Raw genomic sequence first — 19,294 nt, forward strand, 5'->3', positions numbered from 1 at the left:
ACTGGGGACATGACGAGATCCACAGAGGCAAGGGATCCGGTGCTGTCGGCGCAGGAGGCAGAGGTCTGGCGTGAACTGGGACGTCTGGTCCATGCACTGCCCCGCTTGCTGGAGGAGGACATGCTTCAGGCGACGCGCCTTCCGCTGACGGAGTTCTCCGTCCTCAGCGTGCTCAGCGAGGCTCCGGGACGCAGGCTGCGCATGTCGGAGATCGCGACACGGACCGGGCTGACCCCCAGCCGGATCACCCGGCTCGTCACCGCGCTGGCGGACAGGTCTCTGGTGGCCAAGGAACGGGACGGATCCGACAGGCGCGGCAATGTCACCGTCCTCACCGACGAAGGCACGGCGTGCCTGGAGAGCGCCCGGCCGACGCACCAGGCCAGCGCGCGCCGGCGCTTCCTCGATCACCTGCCCGAAGGCTCCGTACCGGCACTTGCCGACGCCCTCCGGGCCGTGACCGCCTCACTCATCCCCGACCGTTCCTGCACCACCGCCCAGGGACGGGACTGACCGCCCGCAGCGCGCGTGGCCTGTCGAGGTTGCCGGAGAACTTCCGGCGCCGGTCCGGGCAGCGGGTACGCTCGCGGCGTCCGCAGCCATGCCGGCGCGCAGGAAGTCAGCCGCGGAAGAAGCGGTCCAGGCGGGCCGCGTACCAGGCGGGGTTGTCCTCGCCCAGAGTGTGTCCGCTGCCGGGGACGATGTCCTGCTCGAAGCGGGAAGGTTCCGCCACGCGTGCCACGCTGCCGGCGGTCTGGGCGGCAGGGATGCCGTGCTCGCCGTTGAGGGTCAGCACCGGCATGGCGAGCTTGTTCTCGCCCAGGAGGTCGCGGGACTCCTCTATGTCTTCCAGCAGGGTGCCGTAGTGCTGGAACCCGCCGCGCATGCCGCCCGGGGCCTGGAACGTGGCCAGTAGTTCCCTCGTCCAGGACTTGTCCTTGCTCACCGACATCATGTCCCACGTGGGACCGAGGAACTCTTCCTCCCGGCCCTCGGTCTGCCGGGTGGCCAGGTCCACCTGCATGTGGTGGGCGAAGTGTCCATAGCCGCCACGGGCGGGGTCCATGTAATCCTCCAGGCCGTAGCCGGGGATCAGCGCCTCGCCCAGCACGGCCTTTCTCACCAGTTCGGGCCGGGAGGCGGCAAGCGCGAATGCGACCATCATCCCGATGTCCTGGCCCACCAGGTTGACGGGCGTCGGCCCGAGGCGCTCGACCAGCTCGGCGACGTCCCGCGCGACGTTGGTCTTCCGGTATCCGCTCTCCGGCTTGTCGGAGAATCCGAAACCACGCAGATCCGGAGCGATGACCCGGTAGCCCGCCGCCGCCAGCAGGGGCATGGTGGCGCGGAACTCCAGCCAGGTGAAGGGCCAGCCGTGCAGCAGCACCACCGGCTCGCCGCTGCCGCCGTCGACGTAGTGCAGACGAACCCCGTTCACTTCCGCGTAGTGGTGCGTGAAGTCCGGCAGGCCCTGGACAGCCTGGCCCTCGACGGGCGGTAGGAGCGAGATCCGACTGGTCATGAGTCCCTCCGAAGTGGCGGTACCGTCACGCTGACGGGCACGACTTACTTGCCTGAGCAACAACCAGTCTGCATCTACTTGCCGAGGCAAGCAAATGGCGTCTCCGGCTCGCCGTGGATCGATACCCCGGAGTCACGGCGAAACGGGCCCGGAGACAACGCATGCGCTTCACGCATGGCCACTCCCCGGCAGCGCCCGCCCCTGCGGCCGCGCGGCACGCAGCAGCCCGTCCCCGCTGCTGGAGGCGACCAGCCGGCCGGCCGAGAAGACCTGTATCCGGGTGTGCATGCGGCCTCGGCCGGCGTGGGAGTTGTCCGCACGCATCAGAACCCAGTCGTCAAGGACGAACGGCTCGTGGAAGGTGATGGTCTGGGACAGTACGACGGCCTGCCCGGCGCCGCCCCTTCGCTCCAGTTCGACAGCCGGGTAGGGGCGCGTCCCGACCGGGACGACCAGTCCCTCCAGGGCGAACGCAAGCAGCGCGCGGGACAGCGCGGGGTCGCCGGCCGCGTCCTTGCAGCGTGCCCAGACGTCCACCGCGGCGGGCCGGCCGGCCGCCCCCGACCAGGCGGCGTCACCGCCCGCCACCTTGGTCTCCCAGGGCATCAGCCCGCAGTCGAACGGCTCGCAGGCGTCGGGGCCCGGCAGACCGGCCGGCACCTCGGCGGAGTGCCGGAGGAAGTCCGGTTCCGCCCGGGTGAGCATGACCAACGCACGGCAGTGCTCGCGCTCCTGCTGCGCGTACGACACCTCCACGGTGGTCAGCATCCGGCCCGACTGCACGCTCTCGACCGTTGCCTCGATGTCCCGCGCGGCGTCTCCGCCCCGCGGGAACACGGCGTGCATCGACTGCACAGTGGATCCGGGGTGGGTGCGCTCGGCCAGTACGACGGTGAGGGCGAGCAGTTGACTGCCAAGGGTCCGTTCGATGTCCGACTTCACATTGCGGGCCCGGTATCGGCCCGGACCGGTCCGTTCGGCCTCGAGTGCGGACCGGATGTCGTCGAAGCCGGTCGTCGGCCACGGCGGTACGGCTGTCACGTGCTGGTCCTCCTGCGACGTTGAGGAGACGTGCCGCATGGCAGTGCCGCCTCCCCCGGCAGGAGGGGGCGGCACCGTCACGCGGCACGCTCGTAGGGGTCCGGTCGTCAGAGAAGCTCGAGGATGGTGGCGTTGGCCATGCCGCCGCCCTCGCACATGGTCTGCAGGCCGTAGCGGATCCCGCTGTCCCGCATGTGGTGGACGAGGGTGGTCATGAGCCGGGCGCCGGAGCCGCCGAGCGGGTGGCCGAGTGCGATGGCGCCACCGTTGGGATTGAGGGCCGCCTCGTCCGCCCCGATGTCCTTCAGCCATGCCAGCGGGACGGGCGCGAAGGCCTCGTTCACCTCGTAGGCGCCGATCTGGCCGGGGTTGAGGCCGCTTCGCTTGAGCGCCTTGACGGTCGCCGGGATCGGCGCGGTCAGCATGATCACCGGGTCGTCAGCGGCGACGACGGCGGTGTGGACCCTGGCGATCGGGGTGAGGCCGAGCTCGCGGGCCTTCTCGGAGGTCGTCATGAGCAGTGCGGCGCTGCCGTCGCTGATCTGTGAGCTGTTGCCCGCGTGGATCACGCCGTCCGGCTTGAACGCCGGCTTGAGGTTCGCCAGGGACTCCAGGGTGCCGCCGCGGCGGATGCCCTCGTCCGTGTCCACGACGGTGCCGTCGGGCAGGGTGACCGGAGTGATCTGCCCGGTGAAGCGGCCCGCATCGACGGCGGCCGCGGCCTTGGCGTGCGAGCCGAGGGCGAAGTCGTCGAGCTGTGAGCGGGACAGGCCCCAGCGTTCGGCGATCATCTCGGCGCCCACACCCTGGTTGGCGGAGGCGATGCCGTACCGCTTGAGGAAACCCGGGCCCATTCCGTCGGCATCCCCGACCGAGGTGCCCATCGGGATCCGCGACATGGATTCGACACCACCGGCGACGGCCACGTCGTACTGCCCGCTGATCAGTCCGGCGGCGGCGAAGTGGACGGACTGCTGGGAGGAGCCGCACTGGCGGTCGATCGAGGTGGCGGGCACCGAGTCGGGCCAGCCCGCCGAGAGCACGGCGTTACGGCCGATGTTGAGGGCCTGCTCACGGACCTGTGCGACGCAGCCCCAGATCACGTCGTCGACCTGGGCCGGGTCGATGCCCGAGCGCTCGGCCAGGGCCTGGAGCACATACGCCGAGAGGTCCACGGGGTGCACGGAGGACAGGCCGCCGTTACGTCGGCCGACCGGGGTCCTGACCGCCTCGACAATCACAGCATCGCGCATGGGAATCCTCAATCCGTAGAGAGCTTCGGGACTTATATTTCTAACTAGGTTAGCTATTTAGTGGGGGAGGCACCAGTACCGTCGACAGCTCCGGACCCTGGGCCGGGGACCAGCAGCCGGCGCAGCAGCTTGCCGGTCGGGGTGCGTGGCAGCTCGGCGGAGAACTCCACCGCCCGAGGGCACTTGAAGTGCGCCAGACGTTCGCGGCAGTGGGCGATCAGCCGTGCCTCGAGGCCGGGGCCGGCGGCGCCGGGATCGGCCGGCTGCACGACGGCGCGCACCCGCTGCCCCATCTCCGGATCAGGGACCCCGACCACAGCGGCGTCGGCGACCTCGGGGTGCAGCACCAGGGCGTTCTCGATCTCCTGGGGGTAGATGTTCACGCCGCCGCTGATGATGAGGTCGGTCCGGCGGTCGACCAGGTACAGGTAGCCTTCCGCGTCCAGCCGGCCCAGGTCCCCCAGCGTCGTGCGTCCGTGGACGTCATGCGCCCGCGCCGTCTTTTCGGGGTCGTTGTGGTAGCGGAAGTCGGGGCCGCCCTCGAACCACACGGTCCCCGTCTCCCCGGGCGGGAGCTCCTCGCCTTCGTCGTCGAGGACGACCGCCCGGCCGTGTGCGGCTCGGCCGACCGATCCCTGGTGCTCCAGCCACTGCGCGGAGTCGATGAGGAAGAAGCAGTTGCCCTCGCTGCCCGAGTAGTACTCGTGCACGATCGGACCGAGCCAGTCGATGATCCGCTGCTTGATCTCCACCGGGCACGGGGCGGCCGCGTGGATGACGGCACGCAGGCTGCTGGTGTCGTACGCCTGCCGCCGACGCGGCTCCATCTTCAGCATCCGTACGAACATGGCGGGCACGAACTGGGCGTGGGTGACCTCGAATCGTTCGATCGTCCGCAGGGTCTCCTCGGGATCGAAGTGGTCCATCAGGACGACCGTGCCACCGCCGCGGATGGTGCCGAGTGTCCAGCCGGTGGGAGCCGCGTGGTAGAGAGGTGCCGGGGACAGGTACACGCTGTCCGGCGAGAAGCCGAACATCAGCGGCAGATTGTGGTCGATGCGCAGTCCGCTGCCGAAGGGCTCCCCGGTCAGCTCGGGCAGGATGCCCTTGGGCTGCCCGGTGGTGCCCGAGGAGTAGAACATGTAGTAGCCCTCGAGCTCGCCCTGCGGGGGCTCGGCAGGGAAGGAGGCACACGCGGCCTCCAACTCCTCGAACCCGTCGAGCCGGCCGCCGTCGACCAGTCTGATCTCGAGGTCCGGCACCTGGGCGGAGACCGCGGACGCGAGCTCCGCCAGGCCCGCGGAGACGATCAGGGCACGGGCCCCGCAGTCCCGCACGATGTACGCGGCCTCCTCCGGGGTGAGGTGACGGTTGACCGGTGTCCAGTACAGCCCGGCTCGCTGGCAGCCGAACCCCGCGGCGACGTAGCCCGGGGTGTTCTCCATCAGCAGCGCGGTGTGATCGCCGGGCTTCAGGCCACGGGCGGTGAGCAGCCGCGAGAGGCGCACCGATGCCTCGTCCAGCTGCCTGTAGGTCACGACTTCTCCGGTGGCCGCCGTGATCACCGCGGGCTTGTCGGGGTGTCGGTGCGCGAGCTCGGTCAGATGCACGGTTCCTCCAGCGCTGCGGGCGGTGCAACGGGCGGGACGGGGACGTACGGCGGGCCCGGGAGCCTTCGCTCCTGGGCCCGCCGGGGCCGGCCCTTTTCAGACGCCGACGGCGGGCACCGGCCCGCGTACGGCTGCCAGCAGGCCGGCGGCAGCCCGCTCCCGCAGCCGGTCGGGTACGGCCACCAGGGATTCGGCGGCCTTGGCCCGGCGCAGATAGCGGTGGGCCGGGTGTTCCCAGGTGAAGCCCATGCCGCCGTGCACCTGCACGCAGCCCTGGGTCACGGTGACGGCGGCCTCCAGGGCCTGGGCGGCGGCCAGGCAGACGGTGGCGTCGGTGCCCTCGCCCGGGTCCTGGAGCTCTTCGGCGGCGGCCGCCACCAGAGCACGGGCGGACTCGACCGCCACCAGCATGTCGGCGCAGCGGTGCGAGACGGCCTGGAAGGACCCGATGGCGCGGCCGAACTGCTGCCTGGTGCGGGCGTGGTCGACGGCCAGGTCCATGGCCTCGGCGGCGACGCCGACCGCGTCGGCGGCCAGCATCAGCAGGGCGGCGAGCTCGGCGGCGCGCAGCACGGCGGCGAAGTCACCGGGTCCGGCCAGCAGTCCGGCCGGGCACCGGGCGAAGGCCACCGAGCCGAGCGGGCGGGTCGGATCGAGGCACTCCACCGGCGTCACCTCGCAGCCCTCCGCTCCCCCCTCACCGGCGTCCACGGCGAACAGCGCGGGGCCGGCAGGGGTTTCGGCGGCCACGAGGAGCAGACGCGCCACGGGGGCGTCCGCGACGACAGGTACGCGGCCGTCCAGCAGCCAGCCGTCGCCGTCGGACACGGCGTTCACCCCTTCGGCGACGGTCCAGCCGTCCGCGGTGCGTCCTGCCGCGACGGTGGCGGGCACCGCACCGAGCGCCACGGTACGCAGCCGGGTCCCGGCCGCGTCGCTGCCCGCCGCCGCGGCCGCGGCGAGCGCCGCCTGGGCCGCGAAGAGGGAGACCGTGGGAACGGGGGCCAGGCGACGGCCCAATTCCTCCTGGGCGGCCGCCGCCAGCGTGTGGCCGGCGCCCTCCCCGCCGTACTCCTCGGGCACGGCCAGCCCGGGCACACCCATCGTGACCAGCTCGCGCCACAGCCCCTGGTCCCAGTGCTCCGGCCCGTCCGCCAGTGCTGCGACCGTCTCCGCACCGCTGCGCTGCCGCAGCAGTCCGCCGAGCGCGTCGCGCAGTTCCTTCTCGATCTCCGCGGTCGTCACCGCAACCACCTCCGCTTCCTCCGGCCGGTCATCAGCGCACCTCGTACGACGTACGGCCCTTGAGGGACGCGCGGTCGACCTGGGCTGTGCCGATCGGGTTGCCGATCTGTGTGTAGGCCAGGCCGGTCGCGAGGGCCTGGGACCGTCCGGTGTCGAGCGATTCCCAGATCGCCTTGACGCTTCCCTGGATCGCGGCGGGCGGCTTGGCCGCGATCTTCGCCGCGAGTTCGTGGGCGCGGCCGCGCAGCCCGTCGCGGGTGACGACCTCGCTGACGAAGCCGATCTCACGGGCCCTCTCGGCGGACATCCGCTCGTCGTTGCCGAGCAGCACCATCCGCAGCACCTCGCCGATCGGGATGCGGTGCGCGAGCCCGATGGGTTCCAGAGCGGCGACCATGCCGTAGGTGGTGTGCGGGTCGAAGAACGTGGCGTCGTCGGAGGCGATGATGATGTCGGCCTCGTTGAGCCAGTACAGGGCGCCGCCCGCGGCCATGCCGTGCACCGCGCACACCAGCGGCTTCCAGCAGCGGTTGAGCTTGGGCGAGAGGCTGGCACCGGGGTCGGACTCGGCGAAGGGGTTGGCGGAGCGGTCGATTCCGTCGACCACGTCCACCCCCGTGCAGAAGGCCCGCTCACCTTCGGCCCGCAGGACGATCGCGTGTACGTCCTCCTCGTCGGAGGCGTATCGCCACAGGGAGGCGAAGTCGTCCAGGGTCGCCTGGTTGAAGGCGTTCAGCCGCTCGGGACGGTTGAGGGTGACGGTGAGGACGTGGTCCTCGCCGAGCTCCGCCAGGATCGTCGAGAACTGCGGCGGTTCGTTCTTGCTCGCCATGGTCATCCCTGTTCCTTTCCGCTGCCGGAAACGCCACGGTGGGAGGGCAGGCCCAGGACTTTCTCGGCGATGGTGTTCCGCTGGATCTCCGCGGTGCCCGCCCCGATTGTCGAGGACCTGCTCATCAGATAGCCGTAGGTCCACCGGCCGCGTTCGACGGCCATCGGGTCGCGGGCCCCGAGGACGGCGTCGGGGCCGATGACGCGCAGCGCCACCTCGTGGAGGTACTGGTCGAACTCCGAGCGCACCAGGCGGTTGACGGAAGCCGCCGGGCCCGGGTCGCGTCCGGAGAGCACGGCGTCCAGGGCACGTCGGCTGTTGGACGCCAGGACGCGGACGTTCGCCTCGATCCGGGCGAGCTGCTGACGCACCAGCGGGTCCTCGGCGGCGCCGGTGTCCAGCGCGAGGGTGAACAGCTCGTCCACGATGCGGCGGTAGCGGAACTCGTCGGCGAGGAAGGCGGTCGCCCGCTCGTGGCCGAGGCTGGTCCGGGCGATGTGCCAGCCGCCGTTCTCCTCCCCCACGAGGTTGTCCACGGGCACGCGCACACCGTCGAGGAAGACCTCGGCGAAGTGGGTGCCGCCGGCGATGTCGCGCAGCGGGCGGACAGTCACCCCCGGGGAGTCCATCGGGATCAGGAGATAGCTGATCCCGGCGCCGCCGGGCCCGGCGGGTCCGGTGCGCACCAGGGCGAACATCCAGTCGGCCTGGTGCGCCTGGCTGGTCCACAGCTTCTGTCCGTTGACGACGTAACTGTCGCCGTCGCGTTCGGCGCGCGTGGACAGGGAGGTCAGGTCGCTGCCGGCACCGGGTTCGGAGAAGCCCTGGCACCAGAACTCGTCGGCGCGCAGCAGCGGGCGCAGGAAGCGCTTCTTCTGCTCGGGCGTGCCGTGCTTGATCAGGGTGGGGGCGACGATGAAGGACAGCCCGCACGGGTGCTTCGGGGCACGTGCGCGGGTCATCTCCTGGTGGTAGGCGATCTGGTCGGCCAGGTCCAGCTCCATGCCGCCCGCGTCCACGGGCCACCCGGGGGCGGCCAGGTGCGCCTCCTCCAGTTCCGCGTGGAAGGTCCGGGCCCAGGCCAGCCGCTCCTTCTTGTCGCGGGGCGGTTTGCCCGCGTGGGCCTCCAGGAACTCCCGCAGCCGGGTCATCCAGTGCCGTTCATCGGGCACGGGCCCACCGGCGTCCACGACCGTGGCGCTGGGCATCAGATCCTCCTCCTGGGCCGCGTTCGACCCGCTCTCGTGACCATACATCGTTAACTAGGTTCTATCTATGGCCTGTATAGCGTCCGTCCGGAAGAAACACTTCGGCCCCCTGCCGTGGCTCTCGGGGCACCGGAGTCACGGCAGGGGGCCGGCCGACAGCGCGTGCGGCTCAGACCTCGACGACCACCGCGCTCGCCTGGCCCCCGCCCGCGCACATCGCGGCGACACCGATGCCGCCGCCGCGGCGGCGCAGGTCGTGCACCAGGGTGGTCAGCATCCGGGCGCCGCTCGCCGCGATCGGGTGACCGAGGCTGCAGCCGCTGCCGTGGATGTTGACGATGTCCTCGCTCACGCCGAGTTCGCGGGTGGCGGCCACCGCCACCGACGCGAAGGCCTCGTTGATCTCGAACAGGTCCACCGCACCGACGTCGAGGCCCGACCGGCGCAGCGCCTTGCTGACGGCGCCCGCGGGGGCGAGCCCGGTACGCTCCGGATCGACGCCCACCGAGGCCCAGCCGCGGACGGTGGCCAGCGGTGTCAGGCCTTCGCGCGACGCCAGCGTGTCACTCGTCAGCGCCAGTACGGAGGCGGCGTCGTTGATGCCGCTGGAGTTCCCCGCGGTGATGGTGAAGCCGTCGATCTCCGGGTGGAGCGGCTTGAGGCCGGCCAGCTTCTCGGCGGTCGAGCCCCGGCGCGGGTGCTCGTCGACCTCGAAGGTGGTGTACGCCCCGTCCGCCAGGAGCGCCTTGACCGGCACGATCTCGTCGGTGAACAGGCCTTCGTCGATCGCGGCCAGCGCCCGCAGGTGGGAGCGCAGCGCCCAGGCGTCCATCTCCTGGCGGGAGATCCCGGCGATACGGGCGGCGTTCCAGCCGACGGCGACCGACATGTCGTTGTTGGGCGCCGTCGGGGTGGACGGATGGGCCGGGGAGTCCCAGGGGTCCTCCCACTCCCCCGTCGCCGGGTCGACGCGACGCATCACCGGTGCCGTCGAGGTGGACTGCACCCCGCCGGCGAGTACGGCGTCCTCCATGCCCGCGCGGATGCCCGCCGCGGCCATCGAGACGGTCGACAGGCCGGAGGCGCAGTGCCGGTTGACTGCTGCCCCGGGCACCGAGGTGAGACCGGCGATGACCGCGACGTTACGGGCGATGTCTCCGCCCCCGTAGCGGGATTCGCCCAGAATCAGGTCGTCGTAGGCCTCACCGGGCAGCCCGGAACGGCGTACCGCCTCGGTGACGGCGGCCTCGGCGAGGTCGAAGGCACTGGTGCGGGCCAGTGTTCCCTTGAACGAGGTGCCGATCGCCGTACGGCAGGCGGCGACCACGACGGCTTCAGGCATGGACGGACTCCTTCGGTGAGGTAGGGGTGGGGGCCAGCCCGATCTCGGCGGCGACCCGCTCCAGATGCCAGGAAGTGCTGCCGAGCAGCAGCGCGGAGGACTTGGCCCGGCGCAGGTAGAGATGCGCGTCGTGTTCCCAGGTGAAGCCGATGCCGCCGTGGATCTGCACGGTCTCGCCGGCGGCGTGGACATAGGCGTCCGAGCAGTGGGCCCGGGCGGTGGACGCCGCCAGGCCGCGTTCGGCGCCGGCGTCGTCCTGGCCCCACAGGCCGGCCGCGTACTCCACCGCGGCCTTCGCCGCCTGGACCTCCAGCAGCATGTCGGCGCACTTGTGCTTGATGGCCTGGAACGCGCCGATGGGCCTGCCGAACTGCTCGCGGGTCTTGGCGTATTCCACCGAGAGCTCCAGACAGCGTTCGGCTCCCCCGGTCTGCTCGGCCGCCAGGGCCACGGCCGCGAGGTCCAGGGCCTCTTCCAAGGCGGTGCCCGCCGCGCCCTCGGTGCCGATGAGACGCGCGAACACCCCGTCCAGCGCGATCCGGGCCAGCTTGCGGGTGGGGTCCAGCGCCGGGAGTTCCTCACGGAGCATGCCGTCGGCCGCGCCGTCCACCGCGAAGAGGGACAGTCCCGCCTCCGTACGGGCGGCCACCAGGAGCAGCCCGGCGGTGTGCCCGTCGATGACCAGGGTCTTCTCCCCGTACAGCCGGTGGAGGTCGCCGTCGCGGCGGGCGGACGCCCTGACCCGGGCGAGGTCCCGGACGTCGTGGTTGCCCTCGGCCACGGCGACGGTGGCGATCACCGAGCCGTCGGCGATCCCGGGCAGGAGCTCCGCACAGGCCCGGGCATCTCCGCTCCGGAGCAGGACCGCAGCGGCGAGTACGGCACCGGAGAGGTACGGCCCGCACATCAGGGCGCGGCCCATCTCCTCCATGACGACCGCCAGTTCGGCGACACCCGCCCCGGCGCCGCCGTACTCCTCGGGCACGATGAGCCCCGTCAGTCCGAGTTCACCGGCCAGCCGTCGCCAGACGGCCCGGTCGTATCCTGCCCCGGTCTCCATGACGCGCCGCACTTCCGCGCTCGGCGACGCCGTCTCCAGGAAGCGGCGCACGGAGCGGCGCAGCTCCCGGTGCTCATCGACGGTCACGACTGCCGTCCTCCTCATCTGCCGTCCGGTGGTTCATTTCTTCGGCAGGCCGAGGACGCGCTCGGCCAGGATGTTCTTCATCACCTCGGTGGTCCCCGCGGCGATGGTCGACGCCCGCACGCGCAGGTAGCGCTGCGCCTCGGCACCGTCCCCGTTCCGTCCCCCGGCGAGACCGGAGGGGCCTGCGGCGTCCAGCAGGGTCTCGCCGAGTCGCTGGGTGGTCAGACTCCACCCGAGCTTGATCACGGACTGTTCCGGCCCGGGCTCGCGGCCCTCGCCGAGTGAGCGCAGCACCCTGCTGCCCATCAGACCGACGGTGCGCGCCTCCACATAACGCCGGGCGAGCTCCCGGCGCAGCACGGGGTCGGACACTCCGTCCGGGAACTCCGCCACCGCGTCGCGCACATTCCTCTCCAGGGAGGCGGCGAGCTCGACGACGCCGGCCCGCTCGTGCCCCAGAGTGGTCATGGTGACCCGCCAGCCCTCGTGGACGGGGCCGAGCAGGGCGGACGCGGGCACCCTCACATCGGTGAAGAAGAGCTCGGCGAAGCCGCGCTCACCGGTCATCTGCCGTAGCGGGCGCCGCTCGATTCCGGGAGTCCCGAGCGGCACCAGCAGTACGGAGATACCCTTGTGCGCGGGCGCGTCGGGTTCGGTGCGGACCAGGACCATGCAGTGGGTGGCCCGGGTGCCGTCGGAGGTCCAGACCTTCTGCCCGTTGATGACGAAGGTGTCGCCGTCACGTACGGCGCGTGTGCGCAGTGAGGCCAGGTCGCTGCCCGCGCCGGGCTCGCTGAAGCCCTGGCACCAGATCTCCTCGGTGGACAGGATGCGGGGCAGCGAGGCGCGCTGCTCCGCGGTGCCGAAGGCGGAGATGGTGGGGCCGACGTTCTTGATGCCGAAGACCCCGGCGATGTCGGGGGCGCCGGCCCGGGCGAGTTCGGCGTCGCACTCCAGCCGGTCCACGACACCCAGGCCGCGTCCGCCGTCGGCGACGGGCCAGTGCGGGGCGGCCCAGCCGCCCTCGTGGAGGGCGCGCTGCCAGGCGAGCCGGGCCTCGAAGGACGTACGGTCGGGCCACTCCCGGTGCAGCGCGGGAGCGATCCTCTCCAGATACGAGCGGAGCTCCCCGGCCGCCTCGCCGGCGGCCCCCTGTGCGGTGGATCCGGTGGACATGGTTCGCCCTCCCGAGGGCTGTGTCGCGGAGTGCTGGGGGCTGATCGGGCCCGCCCCCAGGAGGGCGGGCCGACGGTCGGGCGGCTACTTGGGGCCGAAGCGCTGGGCCCCGTCGATGCGGATGACCTCGCCGTTCAGGTAGTCGTTCTCCGCGATGTGCTGGACCAGGGCCCCGTACTCCGCGGGACGGCCCATGCGCCGGGGGAAGGGGACCTTGTCGCCCCAGGCCTGCTGCGCCTGCTCCTCGGGGATGCCGAAGGCCGGGGTGAAGAAGGTCCCCGGAGCGATGGTCATGACCCGGATTCCGAGCGGCGACAGGTCACGTGCGGCAACCAGGCCGAGGCCGACGACGCCGCCCTTGGCCGCGGAGTAGTCGGACTGCCCTATCTGCCCCTCGAAGGCGGCGATGCTCGCGGTATTGACGATCACTCCGCGCGCGCCGGACTCGTTCGGCTCGTTCCTGGCCATGAACGAGGCCGCGAGCCGCAGCACGTTGAACGTGCCGGTGAGGTAGATGTCCACCGTGCGCCGGAAGAGGTCGAGGGCGTAGGGGTTGCCCTCGCGGTCGAGCACCCTGGACTTGGCGACCGGCCCGCCGTGGGCGCTGACGGCGACTCGCAGCGGGCCGAGCGTCGCCGCGGCGTCCAGGGCGGCCAGCACGCTGTCCTCGTCGGTGACGTCGGTGCGGACGAACACGGCACTCTCACCCAGCTCCTTGGCCAGCTTCTCGCCGCGGTCCTCGGCGAGGTCGGCGATCACCACCTTGGCGCCGGCCTCGGCGAGACGGCGTACGGTCGCCTCGCCGAGGCCACCGGCTCCGCCCGTCACCAGGGCCACTCCACCACTGAGCTCCATTGCTCCTCCTTGCAGTCTGTCTATCGCTGTACGGTCGTTCACCGCCTCACGGGCGGGGAGATGTGACCCGGATCAGGACTCGACGAGCGGTGATCAACGCCTGCGGCCACCGCGGCGGTTCACTCGCCGCGCCACACCGGGGGGCGCTTCTCCGCGAACGCGAGGGCTCCTTCGCGCGCGTCGGCCGAGGTGAAGACGGGCGCCATGATCGCCGCCTGCTTCTCGAAGGCGACATCGGAGGTCCAGTCGCCCGAACGGACGATGATCTCCTTGGTCGCCGCCACCGCCAGCGGCCCGTTGGCCGCGATTCGGGCGGCCAGTTCACGCGCTCCGGCCAGGGCGCCCCCGGGCTCGGTGAGCCGGTTGACCAGCCCGAAGCGGTGCGCGTCGGCGGCGTCCAGGAAGTCGCCGGTGAGCGCGAGTTCCATCGCGATGGCGTACGGGATGCGCTTGGGCAGCCGCATCAGGCCGCCCGCGCCGGCGACCAGGCCGCGCTTGGTCTCGGGGATGCCGAACTTCGCGTTGTCCGCGGCCACCACGAGATCGCAGGCGAGCACGACCTCGCAACCGCCGGCCAGGGCATAGCCCTCGACGGCCGCGATGACGGGCTTGCGCGGCGGGCGGTTGGTGATGCCGGCGAGCCCCCGGTCCTCCAGCGTGACGTTCTCGCCGGCCAGGAACGCCTTGAGGTCCATGCCCGCGCAGAAGTTGCCGCCGGCGCCGGTGATCACGGCCGCGGTCAGATCCTTGCGTGACTCGAACTCCTCGAGCGCCGCTCCGACGCCCTCGCTGACAGCCCGGTTGACAGCGTTGCGCGCCTGGGGCCGGTTGATGGTGATGACGGTGACGCCGTCCGCGTGCTCGACGAGCACTTCGTCGGACATGTGCTGCCTCCTTGGCTGGGTGCCGGTCTGCGGTGACGAGAGCTGTCAGCGCGGTGCCATGCGGATGGCGCCGTCCAGACGGAGGGTCTCGCCGTTGACGTAGCCGTTCTCGATGAGGAACTGCGCGGTCTGCCCGTACTCGTCGGCGGTGCCGAAACGCTTGGGGTTGGGGATGGCCGACGCCAGCGATTCCCGTACGTCGTCACGCAGCCGGTTGAACAGCGGAGTGTCCATCAGGCCGGGAGCGATGGTGTTGACGCGAATGTTCCGGCCGGCCAGGTCGCGGGCGGCGACGATGGTCATGCCGACCACGCCTCCCTTGGAGGCGCTGTAGGCGATCTGACCGATCTGGCCCTCGTACGCCGCGACCGAGGCGGTCATGATGATCACTCCACGTTCGCCCTCCACGGGCTCGGTGGCCGCCATGGCGGCACCGCCCAGGCGCAGGGCGTTGTAGGAGCCGATCAGGTTGACCTTGATGACCTTCTCGAAGCCTGCGAGCTCGCCGGGGTTGCCCTCCTTGTCCACGACGCGAAGGGCGTGGCCGAGTCCCGCGCAGTGGACCAGGGCACGCAGCGGACCGGCCTCCGCGGCGGTGTCGAGCGCGGCCTGGAACTGCTGCTCGTCGGTCACGTCCGCGGGGGCGAACCGTACGTGGCCACCCAGCTCGGCGGCGATCTTCTCCCCGTCCGAGGCGGGCAGGTCGGCGATCACGACATGAGCGCCGGCCTTGGCCAGACGCTTCACCGTACCGAGGCCGAGGCCGGAGGCGCCGCCGGTGACGACGGCGGAAATGCCCTCGATGCGCATGGAGTCTCCTGCTGTGAGTGTTGGGCAAGCGCGTCCACCATACATGGATCAACTTACCTAGTAAACTATGTGAAAGCTATTAATGGGACTGCTACAGCACTCCCGCCGCGCCCTCGGGAAACCCGGTGACGCGGATCCCGGCGTGCGTCTTGTAGCGACGGTTGAGTGCGATGAGATTGGCGGTCAGGGCCTCGACCTGGCCGGCATTGCGCAGCCTGCCCCCGTAGACCCCCCGGACGCCCGGGATGGCGGAGGCCAGCGCCTGGACCTCGGCAGTGGCCCCTCGGTCGTCGCCCAGCACCAGCACGTCACTGTCGATGGTCCCCACAGCCGGGTCGGTGAGCAGCACGGCCGACAGGTGATGGAAAGCGGCCGTGACCGTGGAGTCCGGGAGAAGCTCCCGGGCCTGCTCGGCGGCGCTCCCCTCCGCCACCGAAAGGGAGAACGGCCCCTTCCCGTCGAAGCCCATGGGGTTCACACAGTCCACGACGACCTTGCCCGCCAGCTGCTCACGCAACGAGAGCAGCAGTTCGCGATGCCCCTCGAAGGGGACGACGACCAGCACGACGTCGGACCGGCGGGCACAGTCCTCGTTCGAGCCACCCGACACCGGGGCGCCGGCCTGGGCGGAGAGCTCCTCCGCGGCAGCCTCGGCCTTGTCGGCCTTGCGGGAGCCGATCACCACCGTCAGGCCCGCGGCGGCGAACCGATAGGCGAGACCCCGGCCCTGAGGGCCGGTTCCGCCGAGAATGCCGATCGTCCGGTTCACTGGCACGTCGCTGTCAGCAGTCATATGAATCTCCATGCACAAGACGTAGTAGACTTAGTTATCTATCACGTGACCGAAGTGAGCACCAGCTCACGAAGAGAGGTGGTCCCATGACGCGTGCGGATGTCCGTGGGTCCGGGAGCGCCTGGCGAGCCGGAGGGGCTCGCCGGAGTGGTGGCCCCGAGGCCACCGGTGTCGTCCGGCCGCCGAAGACCGGCGAACTCGTGGCCCGACGCCTGCGCCGGATGATCGTCGAAGGTGAACTCTCGGACGGAGACTTCCTGCCGCACGAGGCAGAGCTGCTGGAGCAGTTCGGCATCTCGCGGCCCACGCTCAGGGAAGGGGTTCGCGTACTGGAGGCCGAGGGGCTGGTCGAACTCCGCCGCGGCTCACGCACGGGCGCCCGGGTCACGGCCCCGGGACCGGAGGCGGTCGCCAGACCCGCCGGGCTGCAACTCCAACTGGGCGGCGCGACGCTCGCGGACGTCTACGTCGCCCGGGGATCCATCGAGCCGCCCGCGGCCCGGCTGCTGGCGCTCACCGGTGACGAGGAGCGGTACGACGCACTGCGGGCCGCGCTGGAGCACGAACGGGGCAGCCTCGGCGACCCCGACCGTTTCGCCGTCGGCTCGGCCCAGTTCCACCTCCGGCTGGTCGAGCTGTCGGGCAATCAGACGCTTGCCGTCATGGCCGGGATGATCCACGAGATCATCCTGCGGCAGTCCCGGCTGGCCGTCAGGGAGCGTGAGGAGAGGGCGCCCAGCATCGGCCAGGTGCACCACGGGAAGGCCCTGCGCTCGTACGAGAAGCTGGTGAGCCTGGTGCGGTCCGGCCAGGGCGAGGCCGCGGAGGTCTTCTGGCGCAGGCACCTCGAGGTCGCGGACGAGCTGGTGCTCGCGGGACGCGAGGCGACCCGCGTCGTGGACATTCTCGACTGACGGCCGCGCGCGTGCCCACGGCCTGAGCCGCCGGCCCCGCCCCGAAGGTTCGTACGCGCTTGCTCCGCGGGCCTCGTCCACGCAGTGGACGAGGCCCGCGACTGCCCTTTGCCGGCCCGGTCAGAGCCCCATCGACTTGGCGATGATGGTCTTCATGACTTCGTTGGTCCCGCCGTAGATCCGCGACACACGGTTGTCCGCGTAGAGGCGGGCGATCGGGTACTCCCACATGTAGCCGTAGCCGCCGTGGAGCTGGAGGCACTTGTCGATGACCCGGCCGGCCGCCTCGGTGCAGTACAGCTTGGCCTTCGCCGCGTCCGGACCGGTCAGTTGTCCCGTCTCGTTCAGCTCCAGCGCCCGGTCCGCCATGATCTGCGCGGCCTCCACCTCCGTGGCGCACTCCGCGAGCACGAACTTGGTGTTCTGGAACGAGGCCACGGATTTGCCGAAGACCACACGGTCCCGCACATAGGCCACGGCCTGCTCCACGGCCGCCGCGGCAGCCGCGTAACCGCCGTAGGCGATGGTCAGCCGCTCCTGGGCCAGATTGTGCGTGAGGTAGGAGAAGGCCTTCCCCTCGTCGCCCAGCCGGTTCTCCACCGGGACCTTGACGTCGCTGAAGGACAGCTCGGCGGTGTCGTGCGCCTTGAGCCCGATCTTCTTGAGCTTCCTGCCGACCTCGAACCCCTCGCTCGCCGACTCCACGCACAGGATCGTCAGCCCGCCGCGGCGGTCCTCCGCCGTGGCGGGAGCGGTGCGGCAGACCACCAGGACCAGATCGGCCTGCGCGCCCCCGCTGATGAAGGTCTTGGCGCCGTTGAGGACGTAGTGCGTGCCGTCGGCGGAGAGCTCCGCCTTGGTGGCGATGCCGGCGAGGTCGGAGCCGGTCCCCGGCTCCGTCATGGCGATGGCGGTCATGATGTCGCCCGAGGCGAAGCCGGGCAGCCAGCGCTGCTTCTGCTCCTCGGTCGCGTATGTCAGCAGGTAGGGGAGGATGAGGTTGGAGTGCACGGAGTGGCCGCTGAAGGACACCCCGGCCCGGCTGCACTCCTCCATCAGGACAGCGGCGAACTTGAAGCTCTTCTCACCCCCTCCCCCGTACTCCTCGGGCACCTGGATGCCCAGGATGCCCAGCTCGCCCAGCCGCCGGTAGAAATCGCGCGGCGGGTGGCCCTGCTCCTCCCACTCGGCGTGGACCGGCTCGACCTCCTTGGCGATGAAGTCCCGGAGCATCGCCCGGAACGCCTCGTGGTCCTCGTTGAACACGGTGCGGAGCACGGCCCCACCCTCCTCTTTCCGTTCTGCTGTGCCTTCGTCGTGGTGCGCGGCCCGCCGGTCCCGGCCGGCCGCGCGGGTATGTCAGCCGGCGTCCGTGACCTGGTAGCGCTCCAGTTCGTGGCGGACCATGCCGTCTAGGGTCGGAGCCGGCGGCTCGGGCAGCTGAAGGCGGGGCTCGCGACGGGTCGGCAGCAGGACCGTCGCCGAGCCGGGCGTCGTGATCTCGCCTCGCTGGTTCTCGCAGCGCACCTCCAGGTGGACCTCGTGCCGGCCGTCCACCTCCCGCTTGCCGACGACCTCCCCGCGCACCCAGGTGGTGTCACCGACGTAGTTGAACTTGCGGTGCTCGCACCGCAGCTTCCACAGCCAGCCGTCGTCGCCCATCCAGTCGGTGAGCGCGTGCACCAGCCAGGTCTCCCGCATCGCGCCGTAGTCGTACGACGTGGGCAGGCCCAGCTCCTGGGCACGGTGCGGCTCCCAGTGCAGGCGCTGCACGGTGTCCGGCACGCCCAGCGGGTTGGCGGGGTACAGCCCCGGCACCTTCCGGCGGGTGCGGGCGGCGATTCCGAAGGCACCGTCGGGAGTCAGCTGCATGCCCCAGCCCACGTGCCAGACCACCACATCGGTCGTGGTGAGCGGGCCCTTGACCCGCGGCTGGATCACGTCGCCGACGCGGACGTCCTCCCAGTAGCGGGGTTCGGAGCCCCGCCGCTCCTCCGCGGCGTACGCGGCCTCGATCTCCGCCAACTGCTCCGGGGTGTAGGGCTCCTGCTTCAGCTGTTCCTTGGCGCGCTTCCTCGACGTGTGCCGCTCGGCGTTGATCCAGGTGCCGCGCCGCACGGCGTGCAACTGTCCCTCGCCGTTGGTGTAGAGGTAGTCGCGGGTGACATGGGCGGTGCGGCCGCCGAAGCTGGACTTCTTCTCCTCCACACCGACCTGCGCCTCGAGGACCTGGCACCGGTCCCCCAGGGCAAGGGGGTTCCACCACTCGTACTCCATCACGGCCTGGTACGAGCCGAGGCCCGCGAAGGGGTCGCCCTTCAGCAGCGCCTTGGTCTCCGGATCGGGCTTCGGCGCCAGGTCCTCGCCCATCGTGTAGTGGAAGGTCGGCGGCGCTATCAGCCGGCCCCAGCGGGTGCCCGCCGCGTACTCGGGGTCGCAGAACAGCGGGTTGTCGTCGCCGTAGCCGTTGGCGAAGTGGCGGGACGTGTCCCGCGTGACCTCGTAGTTGTGCGGCCGCTGGTGCTGCGGATGCGGGATTCCGAGGCGCCGCCGGGACCTCTCCAGAGCGGCATCGGTGAGCACACCGAAGGACGGCTCCTGCGCACGGGGCTCTGTTGTGGTCACTGGCAACCTCTTCCTTCGCTTCTGCCGAGCAGGGATT

Annotated in this window: 18 protein-coding genes; 2 read left to right on the top strand and 16 right to left on the bottom strand. The window is 71.1% G+C overall.

The annotated features are described in order from the left end of the window. Window positions 1–9 precede the first annotated feature (9 nt). On the top strand, window positions 10–513 hold the full coding sequence (locus ACIP63_RS21905; RefSeq protein WP_401517999.1) for a MarR family winged helix-turn-helix transcriptional regulator: 504 nt from the start codon (window positions 10–12) through the stop codon (window positions 511–513). Window positions 514–619: 106 nt separating this feature from the next. Here ACIP63_RS21905 and ACIP63_RS21910 read toward each other — a convergent pair whose 3' ends face one another. The 14 genes from ACIP63_RS21910 to npdG all read right to left on the bottom strand — a co-directional run bounded on the left by ACIP63_RS21910 (window position 620) and on the right by npdG (window position 15,718). After that, window positions 620–1,522: an alpha/beta fold hydrolase gene (locus tag ACIP63_RS21910; RefSeq protein ID WP_401518000.1), complete on the bottom strand. Its 903-nt coding sequence runs from the start codon at window positions 1,520–1,522 to the stop codon at window positions 620–622. A 168-nt stretch (window positions 1,523–1,690) separates the two neighbouring features. Next, window positions 1,691–2,563: an acyl-CoA thioesterase gene (locus ACIP63_RS21915; RefSeq protein WP_401518003.1), complete on the bottom strand. Its 873-nt coding sequence runs from the start codon at window positions 2,561–2,563 to the stop codon at window positions 1,691–1,693. A 107-nt stretch (window positions 2,564–2,670) separates the two neighbouring features. Further along, a complete protein-coding gene (locus tag ACIP63_RS21920; protein ID WP_401518005.1) occupies window positions 2,671–3,816 on the bottom strand; it encodes a thiolase family protein in 1,146 nt (381 codons plus the stop codon). Window positions 3,817–3,869: 53 nt separating this feature from the next. Further along, window positions 3,870–5,426: an acyl-CoA synthetase gene (locus ACIP63_RS21925; RefSeq protein WP_401518006.1), complete on the bottom strand. Its 1,557-nt coding sequence runs from the start codon at window positions 5,424–5,426 to the stop codon at window positions 3,870–3,872. A gap of 96 nt (window positions 5,427–5,522) precedes the next feature. Next, window positions 5,523–6,671: an acyl-CoA dehydrogenase family protein gene (locus ACIP63_RS21930; protein WP_401518009.1), complete on the bottom strand. Its 1,149-nt coding sequence runs from the start codon at window positions 6,669–6,671 to the stop codon at window positions 5,523–5,525. A gap of 31 nt (window positions 6,672–6,702) precedes the next feature. Further along, a complete protein-coding gene (locus ACIP63_RS21935) occupies window positions 6,703–7,509 on the bottom strand; it encodes an enoyl-CoA hydratase/isomerase family protein (protein ID WP_401518012.1) in 807 nt (268 codons plus the stop codon). Continuing rightward, a complete protein-coding gene (locus ACIP63_RS21940; RefSeq protein ID WP_401518015.1) occupies window positions 7,506–8,711 on the bottom strand; it encodes an acyl-CoA dehydrogenase family protein in 1,206 nt (401 codons plus the stop codon). The genes ACIP63_RS21935 and ACIP63_RS21940 overlap by 4 nt, the downstream gene beginning before the upstream one ends. 169 nt (window positions 8,712–8,880) lie before the next feature. Beyond that, window positions 8,881–10,053 (bottom strand): thiolase family protein, encoded by a 1,173-nt coding sequence (locus ACIP63_RS21945; RefSeq protein ID WP_401518017.1) that lies wholly within the window; start codon window positions 10,051–10,053, stop codon window positions 8,881–8,883. Further along, window positions 10,046–11,200 carry an acyl-CoA dehydrogenase family protein gene (locus tag ACIP63_RS21950; protein WP_401518019.1) on the bottom strand — a complete coding sequence of 385 codons (1,155 nt, stop codon included), beginning with the start codon at window positions 11,198–11,200 and terminating at the stop codon, window positions 10,046–10,048. The genes ACIP63_RS21945 and ACIP63_RS21950 overlap by 8 nt, the downstream gene beginning before the upstream one ends. 33 nt (window positions 11,201–11,233) lie before the next feature. Continuing rightward, window positions 11,234–12,376 carry an acyl-CoA dehydrogenase family protein gene (locus ACIP63_RS21955; RefSeq protein ID WP_401518020.1) on the bottom strand — a complete coding sequence of 381 codons (1,143 nt, stop codon included), beginning with the start codon at window positions 12,374–12,376 and terminating at the stop codon, window positions 11,234–11,236. An 84-nt stretch (window positions 12,377–12,460) separates the two neighbouring features. Then, on the bottom strand, window positions 12,461–13,231 hold the full coding sequence (locus ACIP63_RS21960) for an SDR family NAD(P)-dependent oxidoreductase (RefSeq protein ID WP_401518022.1): 771 nt from the start codon (window positions 13,229–13,231) through the stop codon (window positions 12,461–12,463). Window positions 13,232–13,350: 119 nt separating this feature from the next. Beyond that, entirely contained in the window at window positions 13,351–14,115 is a 765-nt protein-coding gene (locus ACIP63_RS21965) for a crotonase/enoyl-CoA hydratase family protein (protein ID WP_401518025.1), read from the bottom strand. 45 nt (window positions 14,116–14,160) lie between these two features. Continuing rightward, window positions 14,161–14,925: an SDR family NAD(P)-dependent oxidoreductase gene (locus ACIP63_RS21970; RefSeq protein WP_401518027.1), complete on the bottom strand. Its 765-nt coding sequence runs from the start codon at window positions 14,923–14,925 to the stop codon at window positions 14,161–14,163. Window positions 14,926–15,016: 91 nt separating this feature from the next. Beyond that, entirely contained in the window at window positions 15,017–15,718 is a 702-nt protein-coding gene (npdG, locus tag ACIP63_RS21975; RefSeq protein WP_401518030.1) for an NADPH-dependent F420 reductase, read from the bottom strand. A gap of 86 nt (window positions 15,719–15,804) precedes the next feature. On the opposite strand from npdG, the gene ACIP63_RS21980 reads away from it, so the two are divergent. Then, the gene (locus ACIP63_RS21980) at window positions 15,805–16,632 is read left to right on the top strand and encodes a FadR/GntR family transcriptional regulator (protein ID WP_401518033.1); all 828 of its coding nucleotides are present in this window, start codon (window positions 15,805–15,807) and stop codon (window positions 16,630–16,632) included. 120 nt (window positions 16,633–16,752) lie between these two features. Here ACIP63_RS21980 and ACIP63_RS21985 read toward each other — a convergent pair whose 3' ends face one another. Both ACIP63_RS21985 and ACIP63_RS21990 read right to left on the bottom strand, forming a co-directional pair. Beyond that, complete coding sequence (locus ACIP63_RS21985) at window positions 16,753–17,910, bottom strand: acyl-CoA dehydrogenase family protein (protein ID WP_401518036.1); 1,158 nt, start codon at window positions 17,908–17,910, stop codon at window positions 16,753–16,755. Window positions 17,911–17,991: 81 nt separating this feature from the next. After that, the gene (locus ACIP63_RS21990) at window positions 17,992–19,257 is read right to left on the bottom strand and encodes a MaoC family dehydratase N-terminal domain-containing protein (RefSeq protein ID WP_401518038.1); all 1,266 of its coding nucleotides are present in this window, start codon (window positions 19,255–19,257) and stop codon (window positions 17,992–17,994) included. Window positions 19,258–19,294: the final 37 nt, after the last annotated feature.

Source organism: Streptomyces sp. NPDC088746, assembly GCF_044751065.1.
Lineage (GTDB): Bacteria > Actinomycetota > Actinomycetes > Streptomycetales > Streptomycetaceae > Streptomyces.

Bases quoted from the DNA above. Each gene is read 5' to 3' on its own strand.
- ACIP63_RS21905 (WP_401517999.1), top strand. From the start codon at position 10: ATGACGAGATCCACAGAGGCAAGGGATCCGGTGCTGTCGGCGCAGGAG.
- ACIP63_RS21910 (WP_401518000.1), bottom strand. From the start codon at position 1,522: ATGACCAGTCGGATCTCGCTCCTACCGCCCGTCGAGGGCCAGGCTGTC.
- ACIP63_RS21920 (WP_401518005.1), bottom strand. From the start codon at position 3,816: ATGCGCGATGCTGTGATTGTCGAGGCGGTCAGGACCCCGGTCGGCCGA.
- ACIP63_RS21935 (WP_401518012.1), bottom strand. From the start codon at position 7,509: ATGACCATGGCGAGCAAGAACGAACCGCCGCAGTTCTCGACGATCCTG.
- ACIP63_RS21940 (WP_401518015.1), bottom strand. From the start codon at position 8,711: ATGCCCAGCGCCACGGTCGTGGACGCCGGTGGGCCCGTGCCCGATGAA.
- ACIP63_RS21945 (WP_401518017.1), bottom strand. From the start codon at position 10,053: ATGCCTGAAGCCGTCGTGGTCGCCGCCTGCCGTACGGCGATCGGCACC.
- ACIP63_RS21955 (WP_401518020.1), bottom strand. From the start codon at position 12,376: ATGTCCACCGGATCCACCGCACAGGGGGCCGCCGGCGAGGCGGCCGGG.
- ACIP63_RS21960 (WP_401518022.1), bottom strand. From the start codon at position 13,231: ATGGAGCTCAGTGGTGGAGTGGCCCTGGTGACGGGCGGAGCCGGTGGC.
- ACIP63_RS21965 (WP_401518025.1), bottom strand. From the start codon at position 14,115: ATGTCCGACGAAGTGCTCGTCGAGCACGCGGACGGCGTCACCGTCATC.
- ACIP63_RS21970 (WP_401518027.1), bottom strand. From the start codon at position 14,925: ATGCGCATCGAGGGCATTTCCGCCGTCGTCACCGGCGGCGCCTCCGGC.
- npdG (WP_401518030.1), bottom strand. From the start codon at position 15,718: ATGACTGCTGACAGCGACGTGCCAGTGAACCGGACGATCGGCATTCTC.
- ACIP63_RS21980 (WP_401518033.1), top strand. From the start codon at position 15,805: ATGACGCGTGCGGATGTCCGTGGGTCCGGGAGCGCCTGGCGAGCCGGA.